At 54.9% G+C, this 22,009-nt stretch carries 27 protein-coding genes; 24 read left to right on the top strand and 3 right to left on the bottom strand.

Going from position 1 to position 22,009, the window contains the following annotated elements; translation table 11 throughout:
- Positions 1 to 5 precede the first annotated feature (5 nt).
- The 13 genes from ACI1P1_RS06385 to moaA all read left to right on the top strand — a co-directional run bounded on the left by ACI1P1_RS06385 (position 6) and on the right by moaA (position 10,407).
- Complete coding sequence (locus tag ACI1P1_RS06385) at positions 6 to 596, top strand: histidine phosphatase family protein (RefSeq protein WP_416215540.1); 591 nt, start codon at positions 6 to 8, stop codon at positions 594 to 596.
- A 52-nt stretch (positions 597 to 648) separates the two neighbouring features.
- Entirely contained in the window at positions 649 to 1,299 is a 651-nt protein-coding gene (locus ACI1P1_RS06380; RefSeq protein ID WP_416215539.1) for an MOSC domain-containing protein, read from the top strand.
- Between the two features lie 22 nt (positions 1,300 to 1,321).
- Positions 1,322 to 2,146: an AraC family transcriptional regulator gene (locus ACI1P1_RS06375; RefSeq protein WP_416215538.1), complete on the top strand. Its 825-nt coding sequence runs from the start codon at positions 1,322 to 1,324 to the stop codon at positions 2,144 to 2,146.
- Between the two features lie 83 nt (positions 2,147 to 2,229).
- A complete protein-coding gene (locus ACI1P1_RS06370; protein ID WP_416215537.1) occupies positions 2,230 to 3,576 on the top strand; it encodes a glycoside hydrolase family 30 protein in 1,347 nt (448 codons plus the stop codon).
- 281 nt (positions 3,577 to 3,857) lie between these two features.
- A complete protein-coding gene (locus ACI1P1_RS06365; protein ID WP_416215536.1) occupies positions 3,858 to 4,397 on the top strand; it encodes a hemerythrin domain-containing protein in 540 nt (179 codons plus the stop codon).
- A 30-nt stretch (positions 4,398 to 4,427) separates the two neighbouring features.
- Positions 4,428 to 5,039, top strand: a complete 612-nt coding sequence (gene mobA / locus ACI1P1_RS06360) for a molybdenum cofactor guanylyltransferase (protein WP_416215535.1) — start codon at positions 4,428 to 4,430, stop codon at positions 5,037 to 5,039.
- A gap of 287 nt (positions 5,040 to 5,326) precedes the next feature.
- A complete protein-coding gene (locus ACI1P1_RS06355) occupies positions 5,327 to 5,542 on the top strand; it encodes a FeoA family protein (RefSeq protein ID WP_416215534.1) in 216 nt (71 codons plus the stop codon).
- 95 nt (positions 5,543 to 5,637) lie between these two features.
- Positions 5,638 to 5,865 (top strand): FeoA family protein, encoded by a 228-nt coding sequence (locus ACI1P1_RS06350; RefSeq protein WP_416215533.1) that lies wholly within the window; start codon positions 5,638 to 5,640, stop codon positions 5,863 to 5,865.
- 31 nt (positions 5,866 to 5,896) lie between these two features.
- On the top strand, positions 5,897 to 7,951 hold the full coding sequence (feoB, locus tag ACI1P1_RS06345; protein ID WP_416215532.1) for a ferrous iron transport protein B: 2,055 nt from the start codon (positions 5,897 to 5,899) through the stop codon (positions 7,949 to 7,951).
- Between the two features lie 46 nt (positions 7,952 to 7,997).
- A complete protein-coding gene (locus ACI1P1_RS06340) occupies positions 7,998 to 8,156 on the top strand; it encodes a FeoB-associated Cys-rich membrane protein (RefSeq protein WP_416215531.1) in 159 nt (52 codons plus the stop codon).
- Positions 8,157 to 8,433: 277 nt separating this feature from the next.
- Complete coding sequence (locus ACI1P1_RS06335; protein ID WP_416215530.1) at positions 8,434 to 8,958, top strand: hemerythrin domain-containing protein; 525 nt, start codon at positions 8,434 to 8,436, stop codon at positions 8,956 to 8,958.
- A 95-nt stretch (positions 8,959 to 9,053) separates the two neighbouring features.
- A complete protein-coding gene (gene lpdD, locus ACI1P1_RS06330) occupies positions 9,054 to 9,425 on the top strand; it encodes a prenylated flavin chaperone LpdD (RefSeq protein ID WP_416215529.1) in 372 nt (123 codons plus the stop codon).
- Positions 9,403 to 10,407: a GTP 3',8-cyclase MoaA gene (gene moaA / locus ACI1P1_RS06325; RefSeq protein ID WP_416215528.1), complete on the top strand. Its 1,005-nt coding sequence runs from the start codon at positions 9,403 to 9,405 to the stop codon at positions 10,405 to 10,407. The genes lpdD and moaA overlap by 23 nt, the downstream gene beginning before the upstream one ends.
- An 86-nt stretch (positions 10,408 to 10,493) precedes the next feature.
- Here moaA and ACI1P1_RS06320 read toward each other — a convergent pair whose 3' ends face one another.
- Positions 10,494 to 10,613 carry a YjcZ family sporulation protein gene (locus ACI1P1_RS06320; RefSeq protein ID WP_416215527.1) on the bottom strand — a complete coding sequence of 40 codons (120 nt, stop codon included), beginning with the start codon at positions 10,611 to 10,613 and terminating at the stop codon, positions 10,494 to 10,496.
- Positions 10,614 to 10,752: 139 nt separating this feature from the next.
- On the opposite strand from ACI1P1_RS06320, the gene ACI1P1_RS06315 reads away from it, so the two are divergent.
- Both ACI1P1_RS06315 and ACI1P1_RS06310 read left to right on the top strand, forming a co-directional pair.
- Positions 10,753 to 11,952, top strand: a complete 1,200-nt coding sequence (locus ACI1P1_RS06315) for a GNAT family N-acetyltransferase (protein WP_416215526.1) — start codon at positions 10,753 to 10,755, stop codon at positions 11,950 to 11,952.
- Positions 11,953 to 11,984: 32 nt separating this feature from the next.
- Entirely contained in the window at positions 11,985 to 12,536 is a 552-nt protein-coding gene (locus tag ACI1P1_RS06310) for a hypothetical protein (protein WP_416215525.1), read from the top strand.
- Between the two features lie 462 nt (positions 12,537 to 12,998).
- Here ACI1P1_RS06310 and ACI1P1_RS06305 read toward each other — a convergent pair whose 3' ends face one another.
- Positions 12,999 to 13,154: a hypothetical protein gene (locus ACI1P1_RS06305; RefSeq protein WP_416215524.1), complete on the bottom strand. Its 156-nt coding sequence runs from the start codon at positions 13,152 to 13,154 to the stop codon at positions 12,999 to 13,001.
- Between the two features lie 242 nt (positions 13,155 to 13,396).
- On the opposite strand from ACI1P1_RS06305, the gene ACI1P1_RS06300 reads away from it, so the two are divergent.
- The 7 genes from ACI1P1_RS06300 to ACI1P1_RS06270 all read left to right on the top strand — a co-directional run bounded on the left by ACI1P1_RS06300 (position 13,397) and on the right by ACI1P1_RS06270 (position 18,316).
- Positions 13,397 to 13,690: a LiaF transmembrane domain-containing protein gene (locus ACI1P1_RS06300; RefSeq protein WP_416215523.1), complete on the top strand. Its 294-nt coding sequence runs from the start codon at positions 13,397 to 13,399 to the stop codon at positions 13,688 to 13,690.
- Positions 13,691 to 13,727: 37 nt separating this feature from the next.
- Positions 13,728 to 14,408 carry a PspA/IM30 family protein gene (locus ACI1P1_RS06295; protein WP_416215522.1) on the top strand — a complete coding sequence of 227 codons (681 nt, stop codon included), beginning with the start codon at positions 13,728 to 13,730 and terminating at the stop codon, positions 14,406 to 14,408.
- Positions 14,405 to 14,875, top strand: a complete 471-nt coding sequence (locus ACI1P1_RS06290) for a PspC domain-containing protein (RefSeq protein ID WP_416215521.1) — start codon at positions 14,405 to 14,407, stop codon at positions 14,873 to 14,875. The genes ACI1P1_RS06295 and ACI1P1_RS06290 overlap by 4 nt, the downstream gene beginning before the upstream one ends.
- Positions 14,876 to 14,879: 4 nt before the next feature.
- Complete coding sequence (locus tag ACI1P1_RS06285) at positions 14,880 to 15,581, top strand: PspA/IM30 family protein (protein ID WP_416215520.1); 702 nt, start codon at positions 14,880 to 14,882, stop codon at positions 15,579 to 15,581.
- A gap of 160 nt (positions 15,582 to 15,741) precedes the next feature.
- The gene (gene liaF, locus ACI1P1_RS06280; RefSeq protein WP_416215519.1) at positions 15,742 to 16,410 is read left to right on the top strand and encodes a cell wall-active antibiotics response protein LiaF; all 669 of its coding nucleotides are present in this window, start codon (positions 15,742 to 15,744) and stop codon (positions 16,408 to 16,410) included.
- Positions 16,411 to 16,629: 219 nt separating this feature from the next.
- A complete protein-coding gene (locus ACI1P1_RS06275; protein WP_416215597.1) occupies positions 16,630 to 17,688 on the top strand; it encodes a sensor histidine kinase in 1,059 nt (352 codons plus the stop codon).
- Positions 17,660 to 18,316 (top strand): response regulator transcription factor, encoded by a 657-nt coding sequence (locus ACI1P1_RS06270; protein ID WP_416215518.1) that lies wholly within the window; start codon positions 17,660 to 17,662, stop codon positions 18,314 to 18,316. Before ACI1P1_RS06275 ends, ACI1P1_RS06270 begins: the two co-directional genes overlap by 29 nt.
- Before the next feature lie 77 nt (positions 18,317 to 18,393).
- Here the strand turns inward: ACI1P1_RS06270 and ACI1P1_RS06265 are convergent, their stop codons facing one another.
- Positions 18,394 to 19,617 (bottom strand): hypothetical protein, encoded by a 1,224-nt coding sequence (locus tag ACI1P1_RS06265; protein WP_416215517.1) that lies wholly within the window; start codon positions 19,615 to 19,617, stop codon positions 18,394 to 18,396.
- Positions 19,618 to 19,808: 191 nt separating this feature from the next.
- Between ACI1P1_RS06265 and ACI1P1_RS06260 the strand changes: the two genes are divergently transcribed.
- Positions 19,809 to 20,258 (top strand): GNAT family N-acetyltransferase, encoded by a 450-nt coding sequence (locus ACI1P1_RS06260; protein WP_416215516.1) that lies wholly within the window; start codon positions 19,809 to 19,811, stop codon positions 20,256 to 20,258.
- A gap of 182 nt (positions 20,259 to 20,440) precedes the next feature.
- Positions 20,441 to 21,994 (top strand): glucose-6-phosphate dehydrogenase, encoded by a 1,554-nt coding sequence (gene zwf / locus ACI1P1_RS06255; RefSeq protein ID WP_416215515.1) that lies wholly within the window; start codon positions 20,441 to 20,443, stop codon positions 21,992 to 21,994.
- The last annotated feature ends 15 nt before the right edge of the window (positions 21,995 to 22,009 follow it).

The raw sequence follows: 22,009 nt of genomic DNA, 5'->3' as shown, positions 1-22,009 counted from the left end.
CAAGCATGACGACAATCGGGCTGGTCAGACACGGTGTGACGGATTGGAATCAGGAAGGCCGCATGCAGGGCAAAAACGACATTCCGCTGAATGCGGAGGGCAGGCGGCAGGCAGAGCTGCTGGGCAGGCGTATGGAGGATGAGGAATGGGATTACATTTACTCCAGCAACCTGGGTCGGGCAAGGGAAACTGCGGACATTATTGCCCGGCATATGGGCATCCAGGTGACGGGGTATGATCCTCTCCTGGCGGAGCGTTCCTTCGGCACTTTGGAGGGGACTACCGAGCAGGAGCGGATCGACCGCTGGGGCCCCGACTGGAAGAATGCGGAGCATGGCGGGGAAACCCGCGAGGCCGTTGTAGAGCGGGGGATGCAGCTACTGGAGGAAATGGAACGCCGCCATCCGGGCAAACGGGTGCTGCTGGTGTCCCACGGAGCGCTGATTGGCGCCCTGGTGGAGACGTTGTTCCCCGCATTCGGTTATCTGGGCCTCAAGAATACCTGCGTGAATGTGCTGGAAAAAACGCCTGAGGGCTGGAGCTGCAGCTTGCACAACTGCGTCAGACATCTGGAGAACGGGACAAGCTGCGGATAATGCCTGGTCAAGCGTGGCAGTGAGGATCACTTGATGTGGAGGCGTTGGCAGGATGGCGAAGGAACAAACCGGCAGGCTCAAGAGCCTGCAAGTCGGAAAACCGGCCGCATACCTTTGGGGCGGCAAGGAGTTTACCACGGGTATGGGCAAACGACCGGCAGAAGGAAGGCTCTTTCTGACGGTTGAGGGATATGCGGAGGACGGCCAGGCGGACCGGGTGAATCACGGCGGACCGGATAAGGCTGTTTGTGTCTATGGCTTTGAGCATTACGCCTTCTGGGAGAAGGAACTGGGGCTATCCCTGGACTCGGCCGCCTTCGGGGAGAATGTAACCATGGAAGGGCTCACGGAGCAGGAGGTCCGCATCGGGGATATCTTCCGGATGGGAGAGGCGCTGGTGCAGGTCAGCCAGCCGCGGCAGCCCTGCTACAAGCTGGGGCATAAGTACAACCGGACGGACATGCCGCTTCTGGTGCAAACCACCGGCTACACAGGCTATTATTTCCGGGTGCTGGAGGAGGGTTTCACTGCGCCGGGGGATGAGGTTGTCCTGGTGGAGCAGTCTCCTTCCGGGATCAGCGTGGCAGAGGCCAACCGGATTATGTACACCGCCAAGGACAACAAGGAGGAAACCGCACGGCTTCTGGCCGTACCGGAGCTGTCCCAAAGCTGGCGGGATACGCTGGCCAAACGGTTAAGTTAAGCAGAGTTCGGAGGCGTCGGCAGTGGAGGATTCCGGTTCCATTGAGATTCAGCTGTGCGGTCTTTCCCTTCATACCCAGCCCTTCCGGCAGACTTACCGGCATGGGCTGGATATTTATATTTTCCGGCTGCAGACCGAAGGACTCTGCGAGATCTGGATGGACGGCGGCTACCGGCGGATTCTGCCCGGGGAGCTGCTTTTGTTTCAACCGGGGGAATTGTATGAGATGCGGACTGTCCAAAACGGGCAGCAGGCCGAGTTTAGCGGCGATTATTATGTGATGTGCAAAGGGGAATGGATCGACCGGTGGTGGAAGTCGGCAGCCCGCCCAAGACTCACCCAGGTAGCGGACAGTGAACGGCTTACGGCAGTCTGGAACCAGCTGGTGCTGGAGGCACGGCGGATGTCGGAGGCTAATCCCGCGCTGGTGCGGTCGTTGATGCAATCCCTTTGTTATATGATGGACCGTACGGTGCAGGAGGCGGCAGGGATGCTGACGGCCAGCTCCCATTATGCCTTGCGGATGAAATATTATATTGAAGAGCATGCGGTGAAGCCTATTGTACTGAAGGAAGTGGCGGGCCATGCCGGGCTCAGTGTATCCAGAGCGGTCAGCCTCTTTAAGCAGGAGTTCGGCTTGTCCATTCTTCAATACGCCCATAAGCTCCGGCTGGAGATTGCGCTGCAGCTGATGGAGCTTTCACCGATGACACTGGAGCAGATTGCGGAGGCTTCCGGCTTCGGCAGCTACACCTTCTTCCACCGGGTGTTCCGGGAAAAATACGGGATATCCCCGGGCAAATACCGCAGAGAGCATCCGGCAGCTATCGCTCAGTCAGATCGTTGAGGTTTGCGGTTAGTTAGTCTCTACATCCGGCGCTTCCTTTCTTCTATGATGAAGGTACATCCTATTGAAAAGTGGTGACCATTATGGAAGGCAGGACAGTGCGGCTCATCCAGACGGCAAAGGATACCGCGGACCGGTTGGCCGAGAAGAAAAGCATAACCTTTCAACCTGACGAAAAGGGTACCGAAAACCATCTGATCAATATTTATGATGATGTGCGGTACCAGACGGTGATCGGCTTCGGCGGCGCTCTGACGGAGGCCGCATCCGTAACCATCGACCGGATGGGGGAAGGAAGCCGCCAGGAGATTGTGCAGGCTTACTTCGGGCAGGAAACCGGCTTGGGGTATACTTTCTGCCGGACCCACATCAACAGCTGCGATTTCTCCTTGGGGAATTACGCCTATGTGGAGGAACAGGACCCGGAGCTGGAACACTTCGATATTTCCCGGGACAAACAATCGCTGATTCCGCTGATCCGCAGGGCACAGGAGACGGCGGGCTCCGGCTTTAAGCTGTTTGCCTCCCCCTGGAGCCCGCCGGCGTGGATGAAGTCCAACGGGGAAATGAACCATGGCGGCCACCTGCTCCGGGAATACTGGCCGGTATGGGCCGAGTATTACGTGAAGTATATACAGGCCTATGCCGCCGAAGGTGTGGATATCTGGGGGTTAACCGTCCAGAATGAAGCCAAGGCCAAGCAGCGGTGGGATTCCTGCATCTACACCGCCGAAGAAGAACGGGATTTTGTGAAGGAGCATCTGGGTCCCGCCCTGGAGAAGCATGGGCTGTCCCATGTGAAGGTGATGATCTGGGACCATAACAAGGAACGGGTTTATGACAGGGCGAAGGTAGCCTTCACGGACGCCGCGGCGTCCAAGTACATCTGGGGCATCGGCTTCCACTGGTACTCCGGGGACCACTTCGAAGCGCTGTCCGCCGTTCATGACCGTTTTCCGGATAAGGCGCTGGTTTTCACGGAAGGCTGTCAGGAATTCTTCGGCGTCCATGCCGGGTCCTGGCTAACCGGGGAGCGTTATGGCCATGATATCATGGGCAATCTGAACCATTGGATGACCGCTTGGACGGATTGGAACATCGTGCTGGACGAACAGGGCGGACCCAACCATGTGCGCAATTTCTGCGACGCGCCGATTATTGCCGATACCACTACGGATTCGGTTATCTATGGAAGCTCCTATTATTACATCGGACACTTCAGCAAATATATCCGGCCCGGAGCCGTTCGCATCGGCTGCACCAAATACACGGACCAGTTGGAAACCACCGCTTTCCTCAATGAGGACGGCACCATTGCCGTGGTGGTGTTAAACCGGACAGAGGAGGAGCTTCCTTTTGTCCTCCGGTACAAGGAGGAGCTGGCGGAGGCGGTTATCCCTGCCCATGCCATCCAAACCTTGGTATTTTAAGCACCAGCCCGGTCACTCGAAACTTCTTTCCAAATCGGGTCAAACGGACATGCTTCGAACGCTTTCGAGTCTTTTAACCAGCCTGCGGGCTGGTTTTTTGCGTTTTTGGTGGGGCTGCCGCTGTGATATAGTTAACATACGACTACGGCGGGCACAGGGTATCATGGAAGTAGATAAATAAACGTAAATAACTACCGGGCTTGATGATAAAAAGCTTTTATTGGCATTGGCTTCAACCATGTCAGAAAGCCATTGCAGGGCCCGTCGGGAGGTGTTGGCTAATGTCACGGCTGAAGGGATTTGCGGCAACGGACAGCATCAAGCCAAACACAGGCATGGCGCCTGCCCTTCAATTGCTGAGCCGGGAGCATACCAAGCTCCGCAGAGGGATGGAGCAGGTTTGGGAATTTGCAGCTAAGTCCTCGGTGCGCAGGGAGGACTTCGTGCGGGAATGGATCCGCCGGGAGCAGAAGCTGCGGAGTGCCTGGAATCTGCATACCGAGAAGGAGGAGCAAATCCTGCTTGGTGTCCTGTCCAAATATTTGGATACTGATAAAGGTCCGGCTGCTGTTATGAAGTATGAGCATGAGCTGCTGGAAGAGACCTTCGATGAGCTGGAAGCAACCATGGACCATCTGGCGGAGCATCCCGGCGACGAGGCTGCATTCCAGAAGGTTGCCGCTCAATTCCGGCGGGCCTGCCAAGTCATCGGGGATCATTGTTATAAGGAAGAGAATGCCGCTTTTAAACTGGCCCAGAACCTGCTTACCGATTCGGAGAAGGTGCTCGTTCTGCAGATGATCCGCAAAAAGAAGCAATAACCGATAGATACACGGAAAGGATGGGAAGCTATGCTTACGGGCGCCATATTGGCCGGAGGCCAAAACCGGAGAATGGGCAAGGAAAAAGCCTTGCTTCCTTTTTCCGGTGAATTGCTCATCCAGCGTCAGATCAGAACGCTGAGCGAGGTTTGTGAGGAAATTATCGTGGTGACGAACCAGCCGACCCTGTTTCTGCCGGTTCTCGACCGCTCCATCCGGATCATTACCGATTATTATCCCGGCAAGGGGCCGTTGTCCGGCATGCATGCGGCATTGGCCTTGGCCCGGAATCCGGAGGTATGGATTGTCGGCTGCGACATGCCGTTCCTGTCCTCCTCCGCCGCTACAGCCATGCAGGAGCTGAAGGCTACCCTGAAATGCGATGCGGTGGTCCCGGTTATTGAAGGACGGTCCCATCCCCTCCACGGGATTTATTCCAAAGGCTGTGCGGATGCCATATCGGCGCTGCTCCTGTCCGGGGAGTCACGGGTTTCCGAAATGCTGCGGATGATTTATTGGCAGGAGGCGCCGGAGGCCCATTTTGAAGAAAAGCATATCGGCCTGGAATTTGTTACGAATATGAACACACCCGAAGAATACGAGTCGGCATTGAAGCATGCCGGAGAAGCAGCCCTTTCCTAAAAGGAGGGGCTGTTTTTTTATTGCGGAAAGGTGAACACACTACTGCGGTTCGGACGGAGAAACGCTTTGGAGGCTTTTGCATGGGACGGATAAATGTGACAAAACGACAAATGATGTGGAAATTGAGGATAAATGGGCAGGTTGCGGTTATTGACTAGTGATTTATTTCACAGCGACAGGGGGGTAGAAGGTGTATTTTTATCGTAACAGTGAAAGTGATTATCACTACCGGGTCATGAATAAGATAAACTATCATCCGTTTTTTCTTAATGAAAGGAGCGGGAATTATGCCGTTAACGATGCTTCCTATAGGAAAAGAAGCCGTTGTGAATGAGTGCAGAGCCAAGGAGGATACCAAGAAGTTTCTGGCTGGACTGGGCATTGTACCGGGAGTCTTTATTTCCGTCGTATCCGAGATGAAGGGCAACCTCATCGTCAGCGTGAAGGGCTCCAGACTGGCCCTCAATAAAGGCGTCGCTCAACAACTGATGGTCAATCCGTAATTTGAATAACTAGCGGCGGGGCTCCTCCAAGGGAGATGTCCCGCTTTTTATTAAGAATGATTATCATTATCAATCAACCTTAGATGGAGGACTATATGGACATTTCCCTGAAGGACCTGAAACCTGCCGAAACCGCCGTGATCAAAAGCATCGGGGTAAGCGGCCCGGTGAAGAGAAGATTGATGGATATGGGGATTACCCCAGGAGCCAAGATCATTATGCGGAAGGTGGCTCCCTTGGGAGATCCCATCGAGATTAATGTGCGGGGCTACGAGCTGACCCTGCGGAAGTCCGAAGCGGAACAAATCACAGTCGAGAAATAGTTCAAATTTCACGTAAGAATGGAGAATGAGTATGGCGGCGTACAGATTTGCCCTGGCTGGCAATCCTAACTGCGGAAAGACTACCCTATTTAACAATCTGACGGGGAGCAATGCCCATGTTGGCAACTGGCCCGGGGTAACTGTGGAGCGTAAAGAGGGAAAGTGCAAAAAGGTAAAGGAAAATGTGACCATAATTGACCTTCCCGGTATTTACTCGCTGTCACCTTATTCCCAAGAAGAAATTATCGCGCGCAACTTTCTCTCCAAGGAAAAACCGGATGTAATCATCAATATCGTGGATGCCACCAACATTGAGCGGAACTTGTATCTCACCACCCAATTGCTGGAGCTGGGGATTCCTACGATCATTGCCCTGAACATGATGGATGAGGTGAAGCTCCGGGGAGACAGCATTGATGCGGCCAGTCTGGAGAAGCAACTGGGTGTGCCCGTGGTTCCCATCACCGCCACCAAGAATCAGGGGATCAAGGAGCTGCTGGAGCGGGCCTTGTCCTTGGACCACAAGCATGAGCGTGCCATCAAAACTGCCCTTGAGCGCACCAAGCTGGAAGCACCCGTCAAGGCGCTGAGTGAGCTTCTGCAGAAGGATAATTACCCCAACCCGCTTTACAATGCCGTGAAGCTGCTGGAAAGAGACGAAAAAGCAATCGAAGAGCTTAACATGAGCCCGGCTATGACGGCTTCCGTCAATAAGATCGTGGCCCAGGCCGAAGGCGCCGAGGGTGATCTGGAGTCGATGATTGCCGACCTGCGTTACAAATATATCAGTGAAGCCATCGAAAAGCATGTGAAGAAGGGAAGAAAGGAAGGGGATTTGACCTTTTCCGATAAGGTGGACAAGATTGTCACCAACCGCTACCTGGGCATTCCGATCTTCATATTGATTATGTATGCCGTATTCCAGATTTCCTTGGGTCCGGTGGCTGCACTTATCGCCGATCCCTTCGCAGAATTCACCGGGGAAACCATCCCGGGCTGGGTAGCGACCTTCCTGGAAACCGTCGGAGCATCCGATACGGTTACGGGCCTGGTAATTGACGGTATCTTTGCAGGTATTGGATCAGTACTCGGCTTTCTGCCCCTTGTTGTAATCCTGATGCTCTGTCTGTCCATTCTGGAGGACGTCGGGTATATGGCCCGCATCGCCTTCGTGATGGACCGTGTGTTCAGACGCTTTGGCCTGTCCGGCAAAGCCTTCGTTCCGCTTCTGATGGGGTATGGCTGCGGCGTTCCCGCCATTATGGCCACCCGGACCCTGGAGGATGACCGGAGCCGGAAGCTGGCCATCACCCTGATGCCGTTTATGTCCTGTGGAGCCCGGATCCCGGTATACGCCGTGTTCGCCGGCGCCTTCTTCGCCTCCAATCAGGGGCTTGTCACATTCAGTATTTACGGCCTGGGCATTCTTGTGGCCATGCTCTCTTGTATCATTTTGAACAAAACGGTATTTAAGGGTGAAGCACCTCCGTTTGTTATGGAGCTGCCGCCGTACCGACTGCCTTCCTTGAAGTCCGTTATGATGCATACCTGGGAAAAAGCCCGCGGCTATGTGGTGAAGGTGGGTACCATCCTGCTGTCCATGAGCGTAGTCATCTGGGTGCTGCAAACCTTCGATTTCTCCTTCCATATGGTGGGGGACGCTGCAGATAGCATCTTCGGCTCCATCGGCAAGCTGATCGCTCCGATCTTTACCTGGAACGGCTTCGGTGTGATTAACGGCACCGGCGAAGTGCACTGGCAGGTAGGCGCTGCGCTGCTGACCGGTTTGATCGCCAAGGAAGCGGTAGTCAGCACCTTGGGAATTCTCTACATCAATGAGGGCACGGAAGAGCTGACCAACGCCCTCAGCACTGCCCTGCATGGATATTTCTCGCCGCTTGCGGCTTTCTCCGTCATGGTATTCGTTCTGTTGTATGCCCCTTGTTTTGCGGCTATCGCCACAGCCAAGAAGGAACTGGGCTCCTGGAAATGGACCCTGTTCACCGTGGCCTACCAATGCGGCATTGCCTGGACCATCTCGCTTCTTGTATATCAAGTCGGCCGTCTCCTGGGAATCGGACTCTAGAGTCAAGTCCATCCATCGCCATACTCATAAGGAAGAAGGGATTCACATGGCAGATGTAATTATTATCGCAGTGGTTGTCGGCATCGTCGGCTTTACTGTTTTCCGTTATCTGAAGAATCGCAAAAACGGCGGCACCGCCTGCAATTGCGGCAGCGCCAGCTCCACCTGCGGCAAAGCAGACAGCTGCGGCATGATCAACCGTTAATTCTTCGTCCTCATATTGGTGCCCGGCTCTCTCCTTCTGTTCCTGGTGAACAGCAGCGGGAGGCCGGGTATTTTTTTGGAGTGAAGGGAAAAAATGAGATGACACAAGTTAGCAATATTCAGCGGCATACTTTGTGATTATAATCACAGATGAACCATATGGCAGAGACTATACTGATGGTATAAGTTATCGCCATATAAATTATATTTATCGAAGATAGAGGTTGCCATAAGCATCACACCCGATTGTGGCGATGAATACAGAGGAGTGGATGAACATGCTTCAAACGTTATCCCGTGAAGAGCAAGTGGTTAGTACAGTAGACGTGCTGGGAGACGGAATGGAACAGCTGAAGGAAGAGCATGAGCTGCTGAAGCGGGAAATGATGGAGCTTTATGGCATGGCCAAGGTAGTGGGACAGGATGAGGATGTGCTGAATTGGAGCGTATCTCTGAACTATCTCCGCGGCAAAACCATTCAGTTTGTGGAGAAAATGGATGCCCACTCCTTGTGGGAGGATCAAGTCCTGTTTCCCATGGTGCGCGACTATTCCGGCCAGGATCTGGAGCAGCTGATGGCGCTGGAGCAGGAGCATAAGCTGGCTCACGGCCATATTATGCGCTTCCTGCAAATCCTGGAAGGGGCTTCGGCTCCCGTCAACAGTGAGAAGGCCAAGGAGGCTGCGGCTTCCCTGCTGGAGGCCTACAATGTGCTTGCCGGTCACTTCCGCAATGAAGAAGAGAATTTGTTTCCGCTGGCGGAGCAAATGCTGATGGATCTGGAACAGTTTTTTTCCTGCTAAAGTATCCTGATATGTGATCATAATGTTACGCCGTCTGCATGCAGGCGGCGTTTTTGTTTGTTATAATCATATGAAAACGTTAAAGGGGTCAGAAGATGACAATCCGCAATCTCTACGGGCTGTCTGTGCGGACCATCGAAGCCGGCGCGGACTATATTCTGCTGGTTACCGGAGGACAAGCCCATATCGGTGCAACAGCGGTTTCGTATCCCACCGAAGGCGGCGGCGTCCATACGGAGGTCATCGGGCTGCCCGGCCACAAGGAGGCCGAGCTTGCCCGTGAGCTGGCGGATATGGCCTGCAGCACGCTGGGCAAAGCGGTTACGGTGGTGGCCGGTATTCATATTGACCGCGCCACCTTGCCTGAAATCCGCGCTATGGTGGCTGAAACAAAGACATTGTTCCATGCGGAGCTGGAGATTCTTAGAGACAGGAGGTGGAGACATGGAGGAGCAGCTGACGGATAAACACGGACGCAAGCATGATTATATCCGGATATCCGTAACCGACCGCTGCAACCTGCGGTGTGTGTATTGTATGCCGGAGGAGGGTGTGGAGTTTGAACCTGAGGAAAACATTCTGCAGGCCGAGGAGATCCGGGAGGTTGTCCGGGTATTGGCCGGCATGGGCATCCGCAAGCTGCGGCTAACCGGGGGTGAGCCTCTGCTGCGCAAGGATTTGCCGGAGCTGGTCGCCATGTTGGCGGCGGTTCCCGGCATCGAGGATATCGGATTGACGACCAACGGCATCTTTTTGGAGAAAAAAGCGGAAGCTTTAAAGCTGGCCGGGCTTACCCGGATTAACATCAGCCTGGACAGCCTGCGGGAGGACCGGTTCCGTCTGATCACAAGAGGCGGCGATATCCGGAAGGTGCTGGCCAGTGTGGACGCGGCTCTCCGGGCCGGGCTTGATCCCGTGAAGCTGAATGTGGTTTTGGTCAAAGGGGTCAATGACGATGAAATCGCCGATTTCCTGAAGCTAACGCTGGACCGCAAACTGAATGTCCGTTTTATTGAATATATGCCTATCGGCCACAGCGGGAAGGATTGGAAGTCCGGATATCTGCCTCTGGAAGAGGTGCTGCGCCAAGCGGAGGCCTTGGGCCTGGCTGTGGAGCCTGCCGGGGGTATAACCGGCAATGGGCCTGCGGAGAATTACCGTCTTCAGGGGGCGGAGGGTACCTTTGGGCTGATCCATCCGGTCAGCGACCATTTCTGCCAGGCCTGTAACCGGCTGCGGTTGACTGCAGACGGATATATCAAACCCTGTTTGTACTGGTCCGATGAATTCCATGTAAGAAGCAGCATCGGAGATGACGAAGCGCTCCGTATACTGATCCGCAAAGCGCTGGCGACCAAACCTGAAAACCATGAGATGGCTCTGGCCATGTCCGATACCGGGGCATCCCATACCCCAACGGTGCGGAGGATGTCCCAGATCGGGGGATAAAATAGGGCGTGTTTGCAAATACGCCCTAGCAAAAAGCCTTCCGGCATTAGCCGAAAGGCTTTTTGAAAAGCGAAGGGAGATTCAGATTAGAATACCCATGCTCTGCTGATGATCACCAGCAAAATGAAGAGCACCAGAATAACGCCAGTAGTGGTAAAACCGCCACCTACGGGACCGCAACCTGCAGCTGCAGCAGCATAACCCATTGTTGTTCACCTCCCCTCAAGAGTTTCAAGCGGGGGTAATGCGGAAACGAATAATACACTATATGCCGGGGCCGCTGGGTGGTATGGACGTATGCCCGGATTGCGCCAATGTTTTGGCAAACCGATTGGAGGACAAGGAATGAGACAGATTCGCCAGATGCAGGAGGATGAAAGGGAGGAATACTCACGTCTTTCCTCTTTTGCATTTCAGTACACGTTGACACCTGAGGAGCGGGCTAAACGGGCCGCAACTTTGATGCCCTCTGAGAACTGGGGTTGTTATGGAGAGGATGGGCTGGAAGCGAAGCTGATGCTTTTGCCTATGGAGATTTATGTGGGCGGCAGGCCGCTGGCTATGGGTGGAATCGCCGCTGTTGCCACCTGGCCGGAGAAACGCCGCGGCGGCAGAGTGGCGGACCTGCTCACCCATTCGCTGCGGGTAATGAAAGAACAAGGCCAAACCATCTCTATGCTCCATCCCTTCAAGTTCGAGTTTTACCGGAGATTCGGCTGGGAAGCCAATACCGAATACAAGAAATACGAGCTGGCCCCCCACCAGCTGCCCCGGTTTCCGGCGGCTTCCGGACGGATCAAACGTACCGTTGACCTGGAGGTATTGGCGCCGGTTTATGAGGCTTACGCCACACGCCATAACGGCATGATGGTCCGCACCCGCAAATGGTGGGTGGAAGGGGTATTGGCTCGGAAAAACCAAGGGGGCTTAGGAGCTGTTTATTGTGACAGAGACGGACGTGCAACAGGATATATGCTCTACAAGGTGGCAGACAGCATCTTAACAATCCAGGAATGGGTAGCCCTGGACGGGGAAGCCTATAGGGGCTTATGGAATTTCGTAGCCGATCATGATTCCATGCTGGGCAGCCAAGGCAAGGTTGTGCTGAAGATGGCTCATCCGGCAGACAGGCTGGCTTCGCTGCTTAAGGACCCGCGCATCAGCCATGAAACGGTGCCGTATTCTATGGCAAGGCTGGTGGACGCCGAGGCTTTTCTGAACGGTTATGCTTTCCGTCCTGGAGCTGCAGGGGAACTGAAGCTCCATATCCGCGATGAGCAAGCCCCATGGAATGAAGGCAGTTATACGGTGCGTACGGAGGAGCAAGGCCCTGGACCCAAGGTTCGGCGGGGACCCATTGGCGGGGAAAGCGCGGAGGGTGAAGGACTGTCCTGCGGGATCGGCATTCTCACTTCCATGCTGCTGGGTTATGAGCGGCCCTCCTTTTGGTATGAGCATGGTCTATTGACAGGCGACCCCAGCCAACTGGAGCTGTTGGAAGCTGCTTTGCCGGATGGACAGCCCTTTTTGCTGGACTTTTTCTGACGGCATCCGATTAATCCAGGAATGGAGGGGAAATGGTGGCCAACGAAAACAAACAGGTCCCTTTTGGTTATGAGCCGCCGCAAGAGGTTAGAACCGGGACACTGATCGTATACGGGGATTTCACGGATATAGCCGTCTCCGGGCTGGCGGAGGTTTACCGCTTTGCCGGACTGCGGGGCTTCGACCGGATTGTGCTCTATCCCATCCACGAAGAGACGGGGCGCCGGATGGGACTTGCGGAGCTTTCTCCTTATTACCGGCGGGTTCAGGAGCTGGAGGCGGCCATGGAGGAAGCGGAGCCATATCTGCCTGTGAGAGCCCGGGCCCTTCTGGATCAGTGGGAGGGGAAGCGGAAGAAGTATACGCCTGTGGATACGGCGTTGGCTTTTCTTACGGAGAAGCACCGCGGTCCCTTTTTTGTGTGGATGCCGGAGAGGCTGGCGCTAAAGTGGGCGGGGTATGATTCCTTCAAGGAATGGATCCGCCAGCTGCGCCTGGTTGTTGCTCCACCGGCTGCGGGTGCCCGGCATCCGTTGCTGGAGGAGTATGCGAGCCGTTGGGAGTATGCGCGGCCGATGGAGTAGGACGCGGGGAGCGGGGCAGACCGTTGTAGTGGAACGAAACAGACTGGAAGCCCCCGGGTTCCGGCTGTAACGGAACTTAGCGACACTTAAAAGCCCAAAACAGATGGTTTGTAATGTTAACGGAACCCAGAAGCACTTAGCAGACAAATAGCTGTTCAATGACGGCAATTTGTTACTCTAAGAGTCGCTGGGTTCCGTTATTTTTCTAAAGGTCCCGATTTTACATTGTAAGGGTCGGATAGTTCCGTTAGCGGTTTGGAAGAGTGTTGGAGGCATGCGGTAACGCAGTAACGATGGGGCTATAGTCAGCATACTGAGGATAAAGCGGCGGTTTCCCCTCCACCCTGGACGTCGGAGTATGTCGAACAAGAGTCATTGCGTAAGCGCTTTTATGTCTACCTTGCCTAAACCGCCTCCGGCTAAGCCGCGAGAGGCGGGCAGGCCGGCATTCTCCGAGAAGCTTTATTTCTTCCGCTTCCGGTTCTTGTCCGCATCCTTGAAGGCATTCTTGTCGGCGCCGACTTGAAGCGTATCGTTCACAAACTCCATATCCTGGTTCTCCGCTTTCATCCGGCCTGTTCCCTTGTAATTGCCTTGGTGGACCTTGTTTTCCGGCATATGGACACTCCCTCCTTCCGCTTGCAGGATAGGGTTAATGTTCGCCTGCCGCAGGCTGAATATGCATCCCGCGCATCCGGGTCCGGCCAGGGCCTGTCCCCGGCTTATCCTTGAGGCGGTGCCGGTCCCCGACTTAGGTCCAGTCCGAAAAACAGTCGCGGGTCCGTTTTGGAGAAAGCCGGTATAGCCTAAAATAAAGACATGAACAACACAAGGACATAAACGAAAGGGGTGAACGACAAATGAAACGAAACGGAGGTAGCGGGTTCGCCATTCTCCTTATCGCCTGCGGCGCCTTGATTCTGGTAGGCAGGCTGGGCTTAGGCAATATCGCCGGCTTCATCATCGCAGCCGCCATGGTGGCTCTGGGCTTCTACAGTGTCAAAAACGGCAGCAAGTTTATAGGGTGGGTGATTCTGATCATCGGCGGTCTGGTGCTGATGAGCAAGCTCTCCTGGATTATCGGCCTGGTGCTGGCGATTGCATTAATCGGCTACGGAGTATCTCTTCTGAAGCGCAACCGCCCCATGATTTAATGATTATAGACTATAGAGGCAAGGAGGCAACGAACAGATGAGCATTATGAAGCGGGTCCGGGATATTAGCGTAGCCACGCTGAATGAAATGCTGGAGCAGGCGGAAGATCCGGTAAAGCTGATTGACCGGTACCTGTACAGCCAGAAAGAACAGATTGACGAATCCGAGCGTTTATACATGCAATGTTTGAACCACGCTCAGGGGCTGCGGCAGCAGCTGACCGCGGCGGAGCAAATGCGGGATAAGCGGGAGCAGCAGGCGCTGATCGCATTGAAGGCCGGGGAAGAGGCAGTAGCCAAGCTGGCCCTCCAGGAAAAAATGCTTCACGAGGAAAAAGCGGAGCAGTACCGCGGCTTGTATGAGGACAGCAAAAACGCCATCCTGGAGCTGCAGGATCAGCTGAATCAGTTGAAAGCCGATTATCAGGAAGTAGCTGCCAAACGCAGCTATTACCAGGCTCGTCTGGAAACCCTGCGGCTGCAGCAGCAGCTGAACGCCAGAATGGCGGGCAGACAAACGGGAGATACGCCCCGGATGTTCGCCCGGCTGGAGGATAAGGTCTCCGATATGGAGATGGAGGCCAAAACCCTGCGGGAAATCCGCCAGGCCGGCCGCGATTTCCTGTATACCGCAGGAGCAGCTGTCCAATCCGCGCTGGACGTGGAGATGGAAAAGCTGAAGAGCAAGCTGGAAAAGGAAGGTTGGGACAAATCATGACAAAACTGTACCGGTCCAGAAGGGACAGCAAGCTCACAGGCTTGTGCGGCGGCCTTGCCGAGCAGCTGAATGTCGATTCCACCATTCTGCGTCTGGTGGTGGTGATAACGACCTTTTTCTCCGGCGGCACCGTGATTCCCATCTATATTATCGCAAGTCTGGTCATTCCGAAGGAGCCAGGGTTTAATCCCCCTCCTCCGATGTACCCGCCCGGCGGTGGTCAAGGCTACTACGGCAATACCTACGGCGGACCTTATCAAGGCGGTGCTTACCAATCCGGTCCTGCCCGTCCCCAAGACCCTTATCACACCGGTCCGGCTCATGCAGCCCGGCCGTCCGCTCCCCAGCAGGCACAGCCTGCAGCCCCTTCCATCGATGAGATGATGAAGGATGTAGAGAAGAAAGCCATGTGGAAAGAAATCGAAGAACTCCGGGCCAAAGTGGCCAAATACGAGAAGGGAGAATAAAACAATGGGTGTATTTACAAGACTGAAGGATATGACTAAGGCGTCGATGAATGAGTTGCTGGATAAGGTAGAGGATCCGATTGTAATGCTGAACCAGTACATCCGCGACATGGAAGAGGAAATTGCCACAGCGGAAGTAACAGTTGCCAAGCAAATTGCCAATGAGCGCAAGCTCCAGCAACGGGTGGCTGAGCATTCCCGCCTGGGTGCAGAGCGTGAGAATCAAGCAGCCGCTGCCTTGAAGAACGGGCAGGAAGCTGTAGCCCGTCAAGCCTTGGAAGAGAAGCTGTACCATGACCAAAAGCTCAATGAATATCTGGAAATGCATGCCCAATCCAAAGCTCAAGCCGAGGAGCTGACCCGTCAGCTGCATGAAATGAAGGATGAATTCTACAAGCTGCGCAACAAGCGCAACGAGCTGATCTCCCGTGTGCAATTGGCCAAGGCCAAGAAGCAAATGGCCCAAGTGACCAACCACAACACCATTGAGGGCGGCAACGCCTCCAGAGGATTCCACCGTATGGAAGAGAAGATCATGCAGTTGGAAGCCGAGGCTGAAATTGCCGGCAAGCCGTACCTGTCCAGCGCCGGTGTTGCCTCCTACACCACTGTTGATCTGGCCAAACAAGAGAAGGTCAACGAGCAATTGGAAGCCCTGAAGCAAAAGCTGGCGGGTCCCGCTAAGGATGAAGCAGCAGGGGAATAAGGCAAGATTCAAGTATTCTTAAAAAATCAGCTATTCTTGCCCCCACGAAATATGATATTCTAATTCAAGGAAAAGCCATAGGGCCAACTGCCAAGCCCATGGCTTTTTTCTTCGGGGGGGCCATTGACTACAGGGCGGGCCGCAGGGAGGTGCGACACTTATGGACAGCAGGCAGCCAAACTATAACAAGGGCCGGAATACCTATCTCTTATTAATCGGAGCAGGTGTTTTTGTGCTCCTCAGCAAAGTTGTCGCCACTCCTGCAACTGTGATCTCCCTGTTTATGGTGTTACTGGGTGTCTACTGCATCCGCCACGGTATCCGCCGGAAGGGGTATGTGCTGCTTTGTATCGGCGGCTTTATTCTGGTGGGCAGCCATTTTGTCGTAATTATGGCTCTGATTTTGATCTCCCTGGGGTATTTTTATATCAAAAGCAAGGAAATGCACGGTGAAACAGGGGCCATTCAACGGACCCGGCTGATTGAAAGCCAGAAGCGCAACAAGGAAGCCTGGATTCTCCGGAGCCTCAGCTTATGGTGTGTGATCGGCGAGCTGAGTCTGGACTTCACCCTGGCTATTCCGGAGGAACCGGAAACCACCCTGGTCCTGCAGGGGATGATCGGCGATATTGATCTGTATTTCCCCGAGGATATGGCTGTTTCCATAGAAAGCTCGGTGCTGTTCGGACAGATGCGGGTGGGCAGTCAACGGGAGTCCGGCACAATGAACAAGATTTATTGGCAGTCACCGCATTATGATACGGCGGATACGAAGGTGAAACTAATTGTTTCCTATCTCGTAGGAGATATTGACATTAAGGTGTTGTAATTGAATAGGGCGTGTCTGAAAACTCCGAGGGGAGCAGATTTTACGGAATTTTCGTCCATAGCAAGGAACTTTCGCGAAGGCGTACCGGGGGTACGTCAAGCGGAAGTGACGAAGCAAGGGGCGAAAAGGCAGTGAAAGATGCCGCAACGAGTTTTCAGACACGGCCTAACATTCGGTAATGTTCAGGAGGGGACGCCCGTGGGCAAACGACTGACCAATATGATTTGGCGCAGCATGGGCGAATCCATTGTATTCAGTCTGGCGTTGTTGGGGCTTGCGCTGTACTTTCTTTATATATACGGGTTTCTGAAGGATTTCTCCTCGTGGGGAGAGGCGGTGAAGCTGTTTTTGGGAATGGCGGGCGCCTCCGTGCTGGTCGGCGGGGCGTACGGCTTTTGGTCCAGCCATCGTAATTCTGCCCGGCTGGAGCAGCTTCAGGACGTGATGATGCTCCTGGAGAAGGGGAATCTTTCCCGTGCGGTGCCGTATCTGGGTGAGGATGAGATTGGCCGTTTGGGTCAACAGCTGAACCGGATGTCCCGGAAGTGGGAGGAGCAGGTGTCTTCCCTCCAGCGGTTGTCCACCAACAATGCGGAGCTGGCGGAAAAAGCGCGGTATTCTGCAGTGGTGGAGGAACGGCAGCGTCTGGCCCGGGATCTTCATGATGCGGTCAGCCAGCAGCTGTTTGCCATTTCCATGACGGCTACGGCGGTGGGGCGAACACTGGAGAAGGATTTTGAAAAAGCGAAACGGCAGATTCACCTGATTGAGGAAATGTCCTCTGTGGCCCAATCGGAAATGAGGGCTTTGTTGCTTCATCTGCGGCCTGTGCATCTGGAGGGCAAGCGGCTTGCCCAAGGACTGCGGGAGCTGCTGGCGGAGCTTCAGGCCAAGGTGCCCATAGATATTACATATGAAATGGATGAGGAGCTCCAGCTGCCCAAGGGGATTGAGGATCAGCTATTCCGGATTGTGCAGGAGGCGTTGTCCAATACCCTGCGCCATTCCAAGGCAACCCAGATGGAGATTAAGCTGCAGTGTCCCGCTGACCTTGTCCGGTTATCTGTGCGGGACAACGGTGTCGGATTCTCCCCGGATGAGGAGAAACATGCCTCCTACGGGCTGATGTCCATGCGGGAGAGAGTCACTGAAATCGGCGGTTCGCTGAACATTGTTTCCGCTCCGGGCAAAGGAACACGGATCGAAATCCGCGCGCCGGTGATGAGTGAAGAGGAAGGAGAGCTGGTTAATGGAAGAACAAGCGGAAGAGTCCATTAAGGTACTGCTGGTGGACGACCACGAGATGGTGCGTATCGGGCTGGCCGCCGTGCTGGGCACGGAGGACGGGATCGAGGTTGTGGGCGAAGCCAGCAACGGCACGGACGGCATCCGTCTGGCCCAGGAATACAAGCCGGATGTGGTACTGATGGATCTGGTGATGGATGGGATGGACGGCATTGAAACCACGCGGCGGCTGTTGCAGCTGGTGCCCGATTGCCGGGTGATCGTTCTGACCAGCTATCTGGATGATGAGAAGATGTATCCGGTTATTGAAGCCGGCGCCTTCAGCTATCTGCTCAAAACCTCCAGAGCGACGGAAATTGCAGCGGCCATCCGTGCTGCGGCGCGGGGGCAGTCCATTCTGGAATCCCAGGTGGCCTCCAAAATCATGAACCGCTTCCGCCAGCCCAAACCTGCCCATGCTCCACATGAGGACCTGACGGACCGGGAGATGGAGGTGCTCCAGCTTATCGCCGGAGGCAAGTCCAATCAGGAGGTGGCGGATGCGCTGTTTATCGGCATCAAAACGGTTAAGTTCCATGTCACCAACATTCTCGCTAAATTGGGTGTGGATGACCGCACTCAGGCAGCCATATACGCCCATAAACACGGCTTGGCCCAGTAGTACGGGCCGTTAGGAATAAGCCTCCGGATTCCCATTAGGGAAAGCGGAGGCTTTTTGTTTTGGGCAAGGTTGGAGATTTACAGGAAACGGTTCAATAACAAGCCCTGATGGGGCAGCTGGGAATACCACTCCCGGGAGGCCAAATAATTGGCGTAGCGCTTGTAACGACTGTTATCCCGGTTCAGCAGCTCCTCCGCAGGCACCGATTCCATCTCCCTGATCAGGGCTAACAGGCCGGGAATCAGGCCGTGTCCACCAGTAAGGAGAGCGGCAAGTTCGGCTAATTGTCCAGAGTCCCGCAGCTCCTCCTCGGGAGGGAAGGTTTCCCGGAGGCGGAGCAATTCCCGGTGGAAGCGGGGGTTAAGATAGTCTGCAGACTGGGCCAGGCGCTGCTCCAGCACGTCCATCGCCGTGTTTAGCTGCAGCAGCTTTTCCCGGATGTGGTCCCAGTCGGGGGCCACGCTGAAAACGGCAGGACTGGTTGTAGCGGAGAGCAGCTGAAGCTGCAGCCCGAGGGCGGGCAGGAGTATGACGCGGTTATCGTTCACAAACTGCCAGTCTCCCCCATTGATCCGGAATTGGGCATCGGCTGCAGTCTGGTCCTTAATAAGCAATCCTGTGGCCGATGCCATATTGCCCTCCAGATCCTGCAGGAAAAAGGCGCCGTCGGCACCGCTTGCCGCGGCCTCCAGCACCAGCCTGATCCGGCCGGTTTCCGGATCCTTCTCCAAGGATGCGCGGACCTTACGGTCGGCGGCGTTGATGCTGTTTTTGAGCCAAGTTAAGGCGGTTTTATGGGACATGTTCTCTCCCGACAGCCATTGCAGCTCCTTGTTATCCTGACGGGTAGCAAGCACCAATCTGTTCAGGCCATGCCGGATGGTGGTGGGTGCATCAGGTGTGAAGTAGGCAGTGCGGCTGATCTGAGGGGCGGCCAGGCGCCTGATCTCCAAGGTATACTCCGCTACAGGGGCCCCTGGCTCCGCCTTTACGTGAACCGCCTCCGGATTGCCGTTTTCCACTGCGCGCCGGTTCAGTGCCTGGCTTGCCGTCGGGTCCGCCAGCTGCTCGGCGAGCCCCTTCAGCGTGGCTGATCCCGCCAATACCATGGCCAATGCAACGGCAAACCGCTCCGCCGCTTCAATATCCGCTTCCTTGGCATAGGGAAAAGAGGCTGCTTTCCGCCGCATATGCGCATAAGGGGATTGGGCTCTGCGGGTAATGGCCGTGGCGCTGTACCGGTAAAAGTCGAGATGCTCCTCGTAGGATTGCAGCCTGCGTACAGGTCGGATGGGCAGCATGGGCAACCTCCTTTTGGTAAGGCCGGATTTATCCCTATTATAGCATCCTCCATCAGGCCTGGCATGATTATGAGGCCTTATCCTGCCAGGCCCATTCATGGTATGGAGAATTGCCTGTTCGCCTATGACCGAATACGGGCAGAAGCCGTAAGATGTAGCAACAAGGGCTTCAAAAGGGAGCGCGATACGGCATGATCAAGATACGGACCCGGATTCCGGAGCAGGATGACAAGGAGCTGTTTCAGCTGATTTTGACCCGGCTGATGCCTTTTGCCCGGCAGGCAAGACCGTCAGTCAAATTCAGACGCAGCGAAATTATCAGCAGATGGCGTAAATGCAGGGTATATGTGGCGGAGGGGAGCGGCGGCAAGCCTGCCGGTTTCATCAGCTGCAAAACGGAGGGGACCACGTTATCCATCGACATGCTGGCGGTATCCAAGTCGGCGGAGGGCCGCGGCATCGGCAGTGCGCTGATTGAAACGGCGGAGCGCTACGGACGGAGGCAGGGGGCGCATTACATGCAGTTAGGCGTCGATGAGCCCAATTATCACGCCAGGCAGTTTTATGAAAGGAAGGGTTTCCGGGTGGAAAGCTATTTGCCTGAGCACCGGATGCTGATTTTATCCAGAATGGTGAGATAGAAGGATATCGGACAGCACAGGGGCGCAGCGTGCAGCCCCTGTTTTTTTGCGGGGATACGCGGGACATCCTTTCGAATATCGATTAATTTATGTGAAAGCGGTTGTTAGGTTTGGGAATGGCGCGAAGGTATGCTACACTTTACTTAATAATTTTTACTACACGAGGGAAGAAGGCCAAGTCCATGAGCGATTCGCGCTTAGACGCGTTTAAAGACAACGGTGCGGTGTTTTTTATCTTTGGAGCAACGGGAGACTTGGCGAAGCGGAAGCTGTTCCCCGCTTTTTTCAGCCTCTACAAAGAGGGCAAGCTCCCCGAACGGTTTGCGGTGATCGGGCTGGCACGCAGAGCCCGGACCAAGGAGCAATTCAAGGCGGATCTTCTCCAGTCCATTACCGAGTTCGCCCGCTACAAGCTGAATGCCGAGGATGAAATCTGGCAGCGCTTTGTGGAGCACTTCGAATATTTGTCCCTGGACATTCACAATGTGGAGGGCTACAAGGCTCTGAAGGACGCGTCCGAGCGGCTGGAGGACAAGTTCGACATCAAGGGGAATCGGCTGTTTTATCTGGCTCTGGCGCCGGAGCTGTTCGCCGGAGTAGCCAATAATTTGAAGCTGGGCGGCCTCTTGGAAGGCAGCGGCTGGAACCGTCTGGTTATTGAGAAGCCCTTCGGCTATGACCTGGAATCGGCGGAAAAGCTGAACCGCCAGATCGGCGAGGTATTCCGCGAGGAGGAAATCTTCCGGATCGACCACTACCTGGGCAAGGAGATGGTCCAGAATATTGAGATCATCCGGTTTGCCAATGCTTTTTTTGAGCCGCTGTGGAACAACAAATATATTGCCAATATCCAGATTACCCTGAGCGAAACTGTTGGGGTGGAGGAGCGCGGAGGGTATTACGACCATTCCGGCGCTATCCGGGATATGGGTCAAAACCATATGCTCCAAATGGTGACCATGATGGCTATGGAGCCGCCCTCCAGACTGAATCCAGAGGATATCCGGGATGAGAAGGTGAAGGTGCTCCGTTCCCTGCGCATCCACGAAACAGCGGAGGATGTGCGGGCCAATGTGGTGCGCGGCCAATATACCGACGGAGTGCTCCGGGGCAAGGCGCTGCCCGGCTACCGCTCCGAGGATGCCGTGTCGCCGGATTCGGTGACGGAAACCTATTTTGGCGCACGTCTGTACGTGGATAATTTCCGCTGGGCAGGGGTTCCTTTCTATATCCGGACAGGCAAACGGCTGCCGGTAAAAACCACCGAGGTGGTGGTGGAGTTCAAGAACATGCCGGATAATGTCTATCTGGCCAAACGGACCAAGCTTCAGCCCAATCTGCTGGTGTTCCGGGTGAATCCGCTGGAGGGTATTTACATCAAAATCAATGCTAAACAGCCGGGCTCCGACTCCATGATTATTCCCGTAGCCATGGACTTCTGCCAAAGCTGCCAGGTCGGCTTAAATACACCGGAAGCTTACGAACGGCTTTTATATGATGCAGCCCGTGGGGAATCCACGTACTTTACCCGTTGGGATGAGGTGTCTCTGCAATGGCGCTTCGTGGACCGGATCGTCCAAGCCTGGAGCAAGGATTCCCGCGACCTGAATCTGTACCCGGCCGGGTCCTGGGGACCGGAGGCGATGGATAAGCTGCTGGCGGAGGACGGTTTCCATTGGTGGCCGATTAACGGTCAAGAGGAAAGCGATGTGCTGTGGGTGAAGGGGCAGGAATAAATAGGAAAACCGCCG

Source organism: Paenibacillus mesotrionivorans, from assembly GCF_046098205.1.
Lineage (GTDB): Bacteria > Bacillota > Bacilli > Paenibacillales > NBRC-103111 > Paenibacillus_AR > Paenibacillus_AR mesotrionivorans.
Note: the sequence above shows the minus strand (reverse complement) of the source record. Positions and strands in the feature narration are given on the sequence as shown.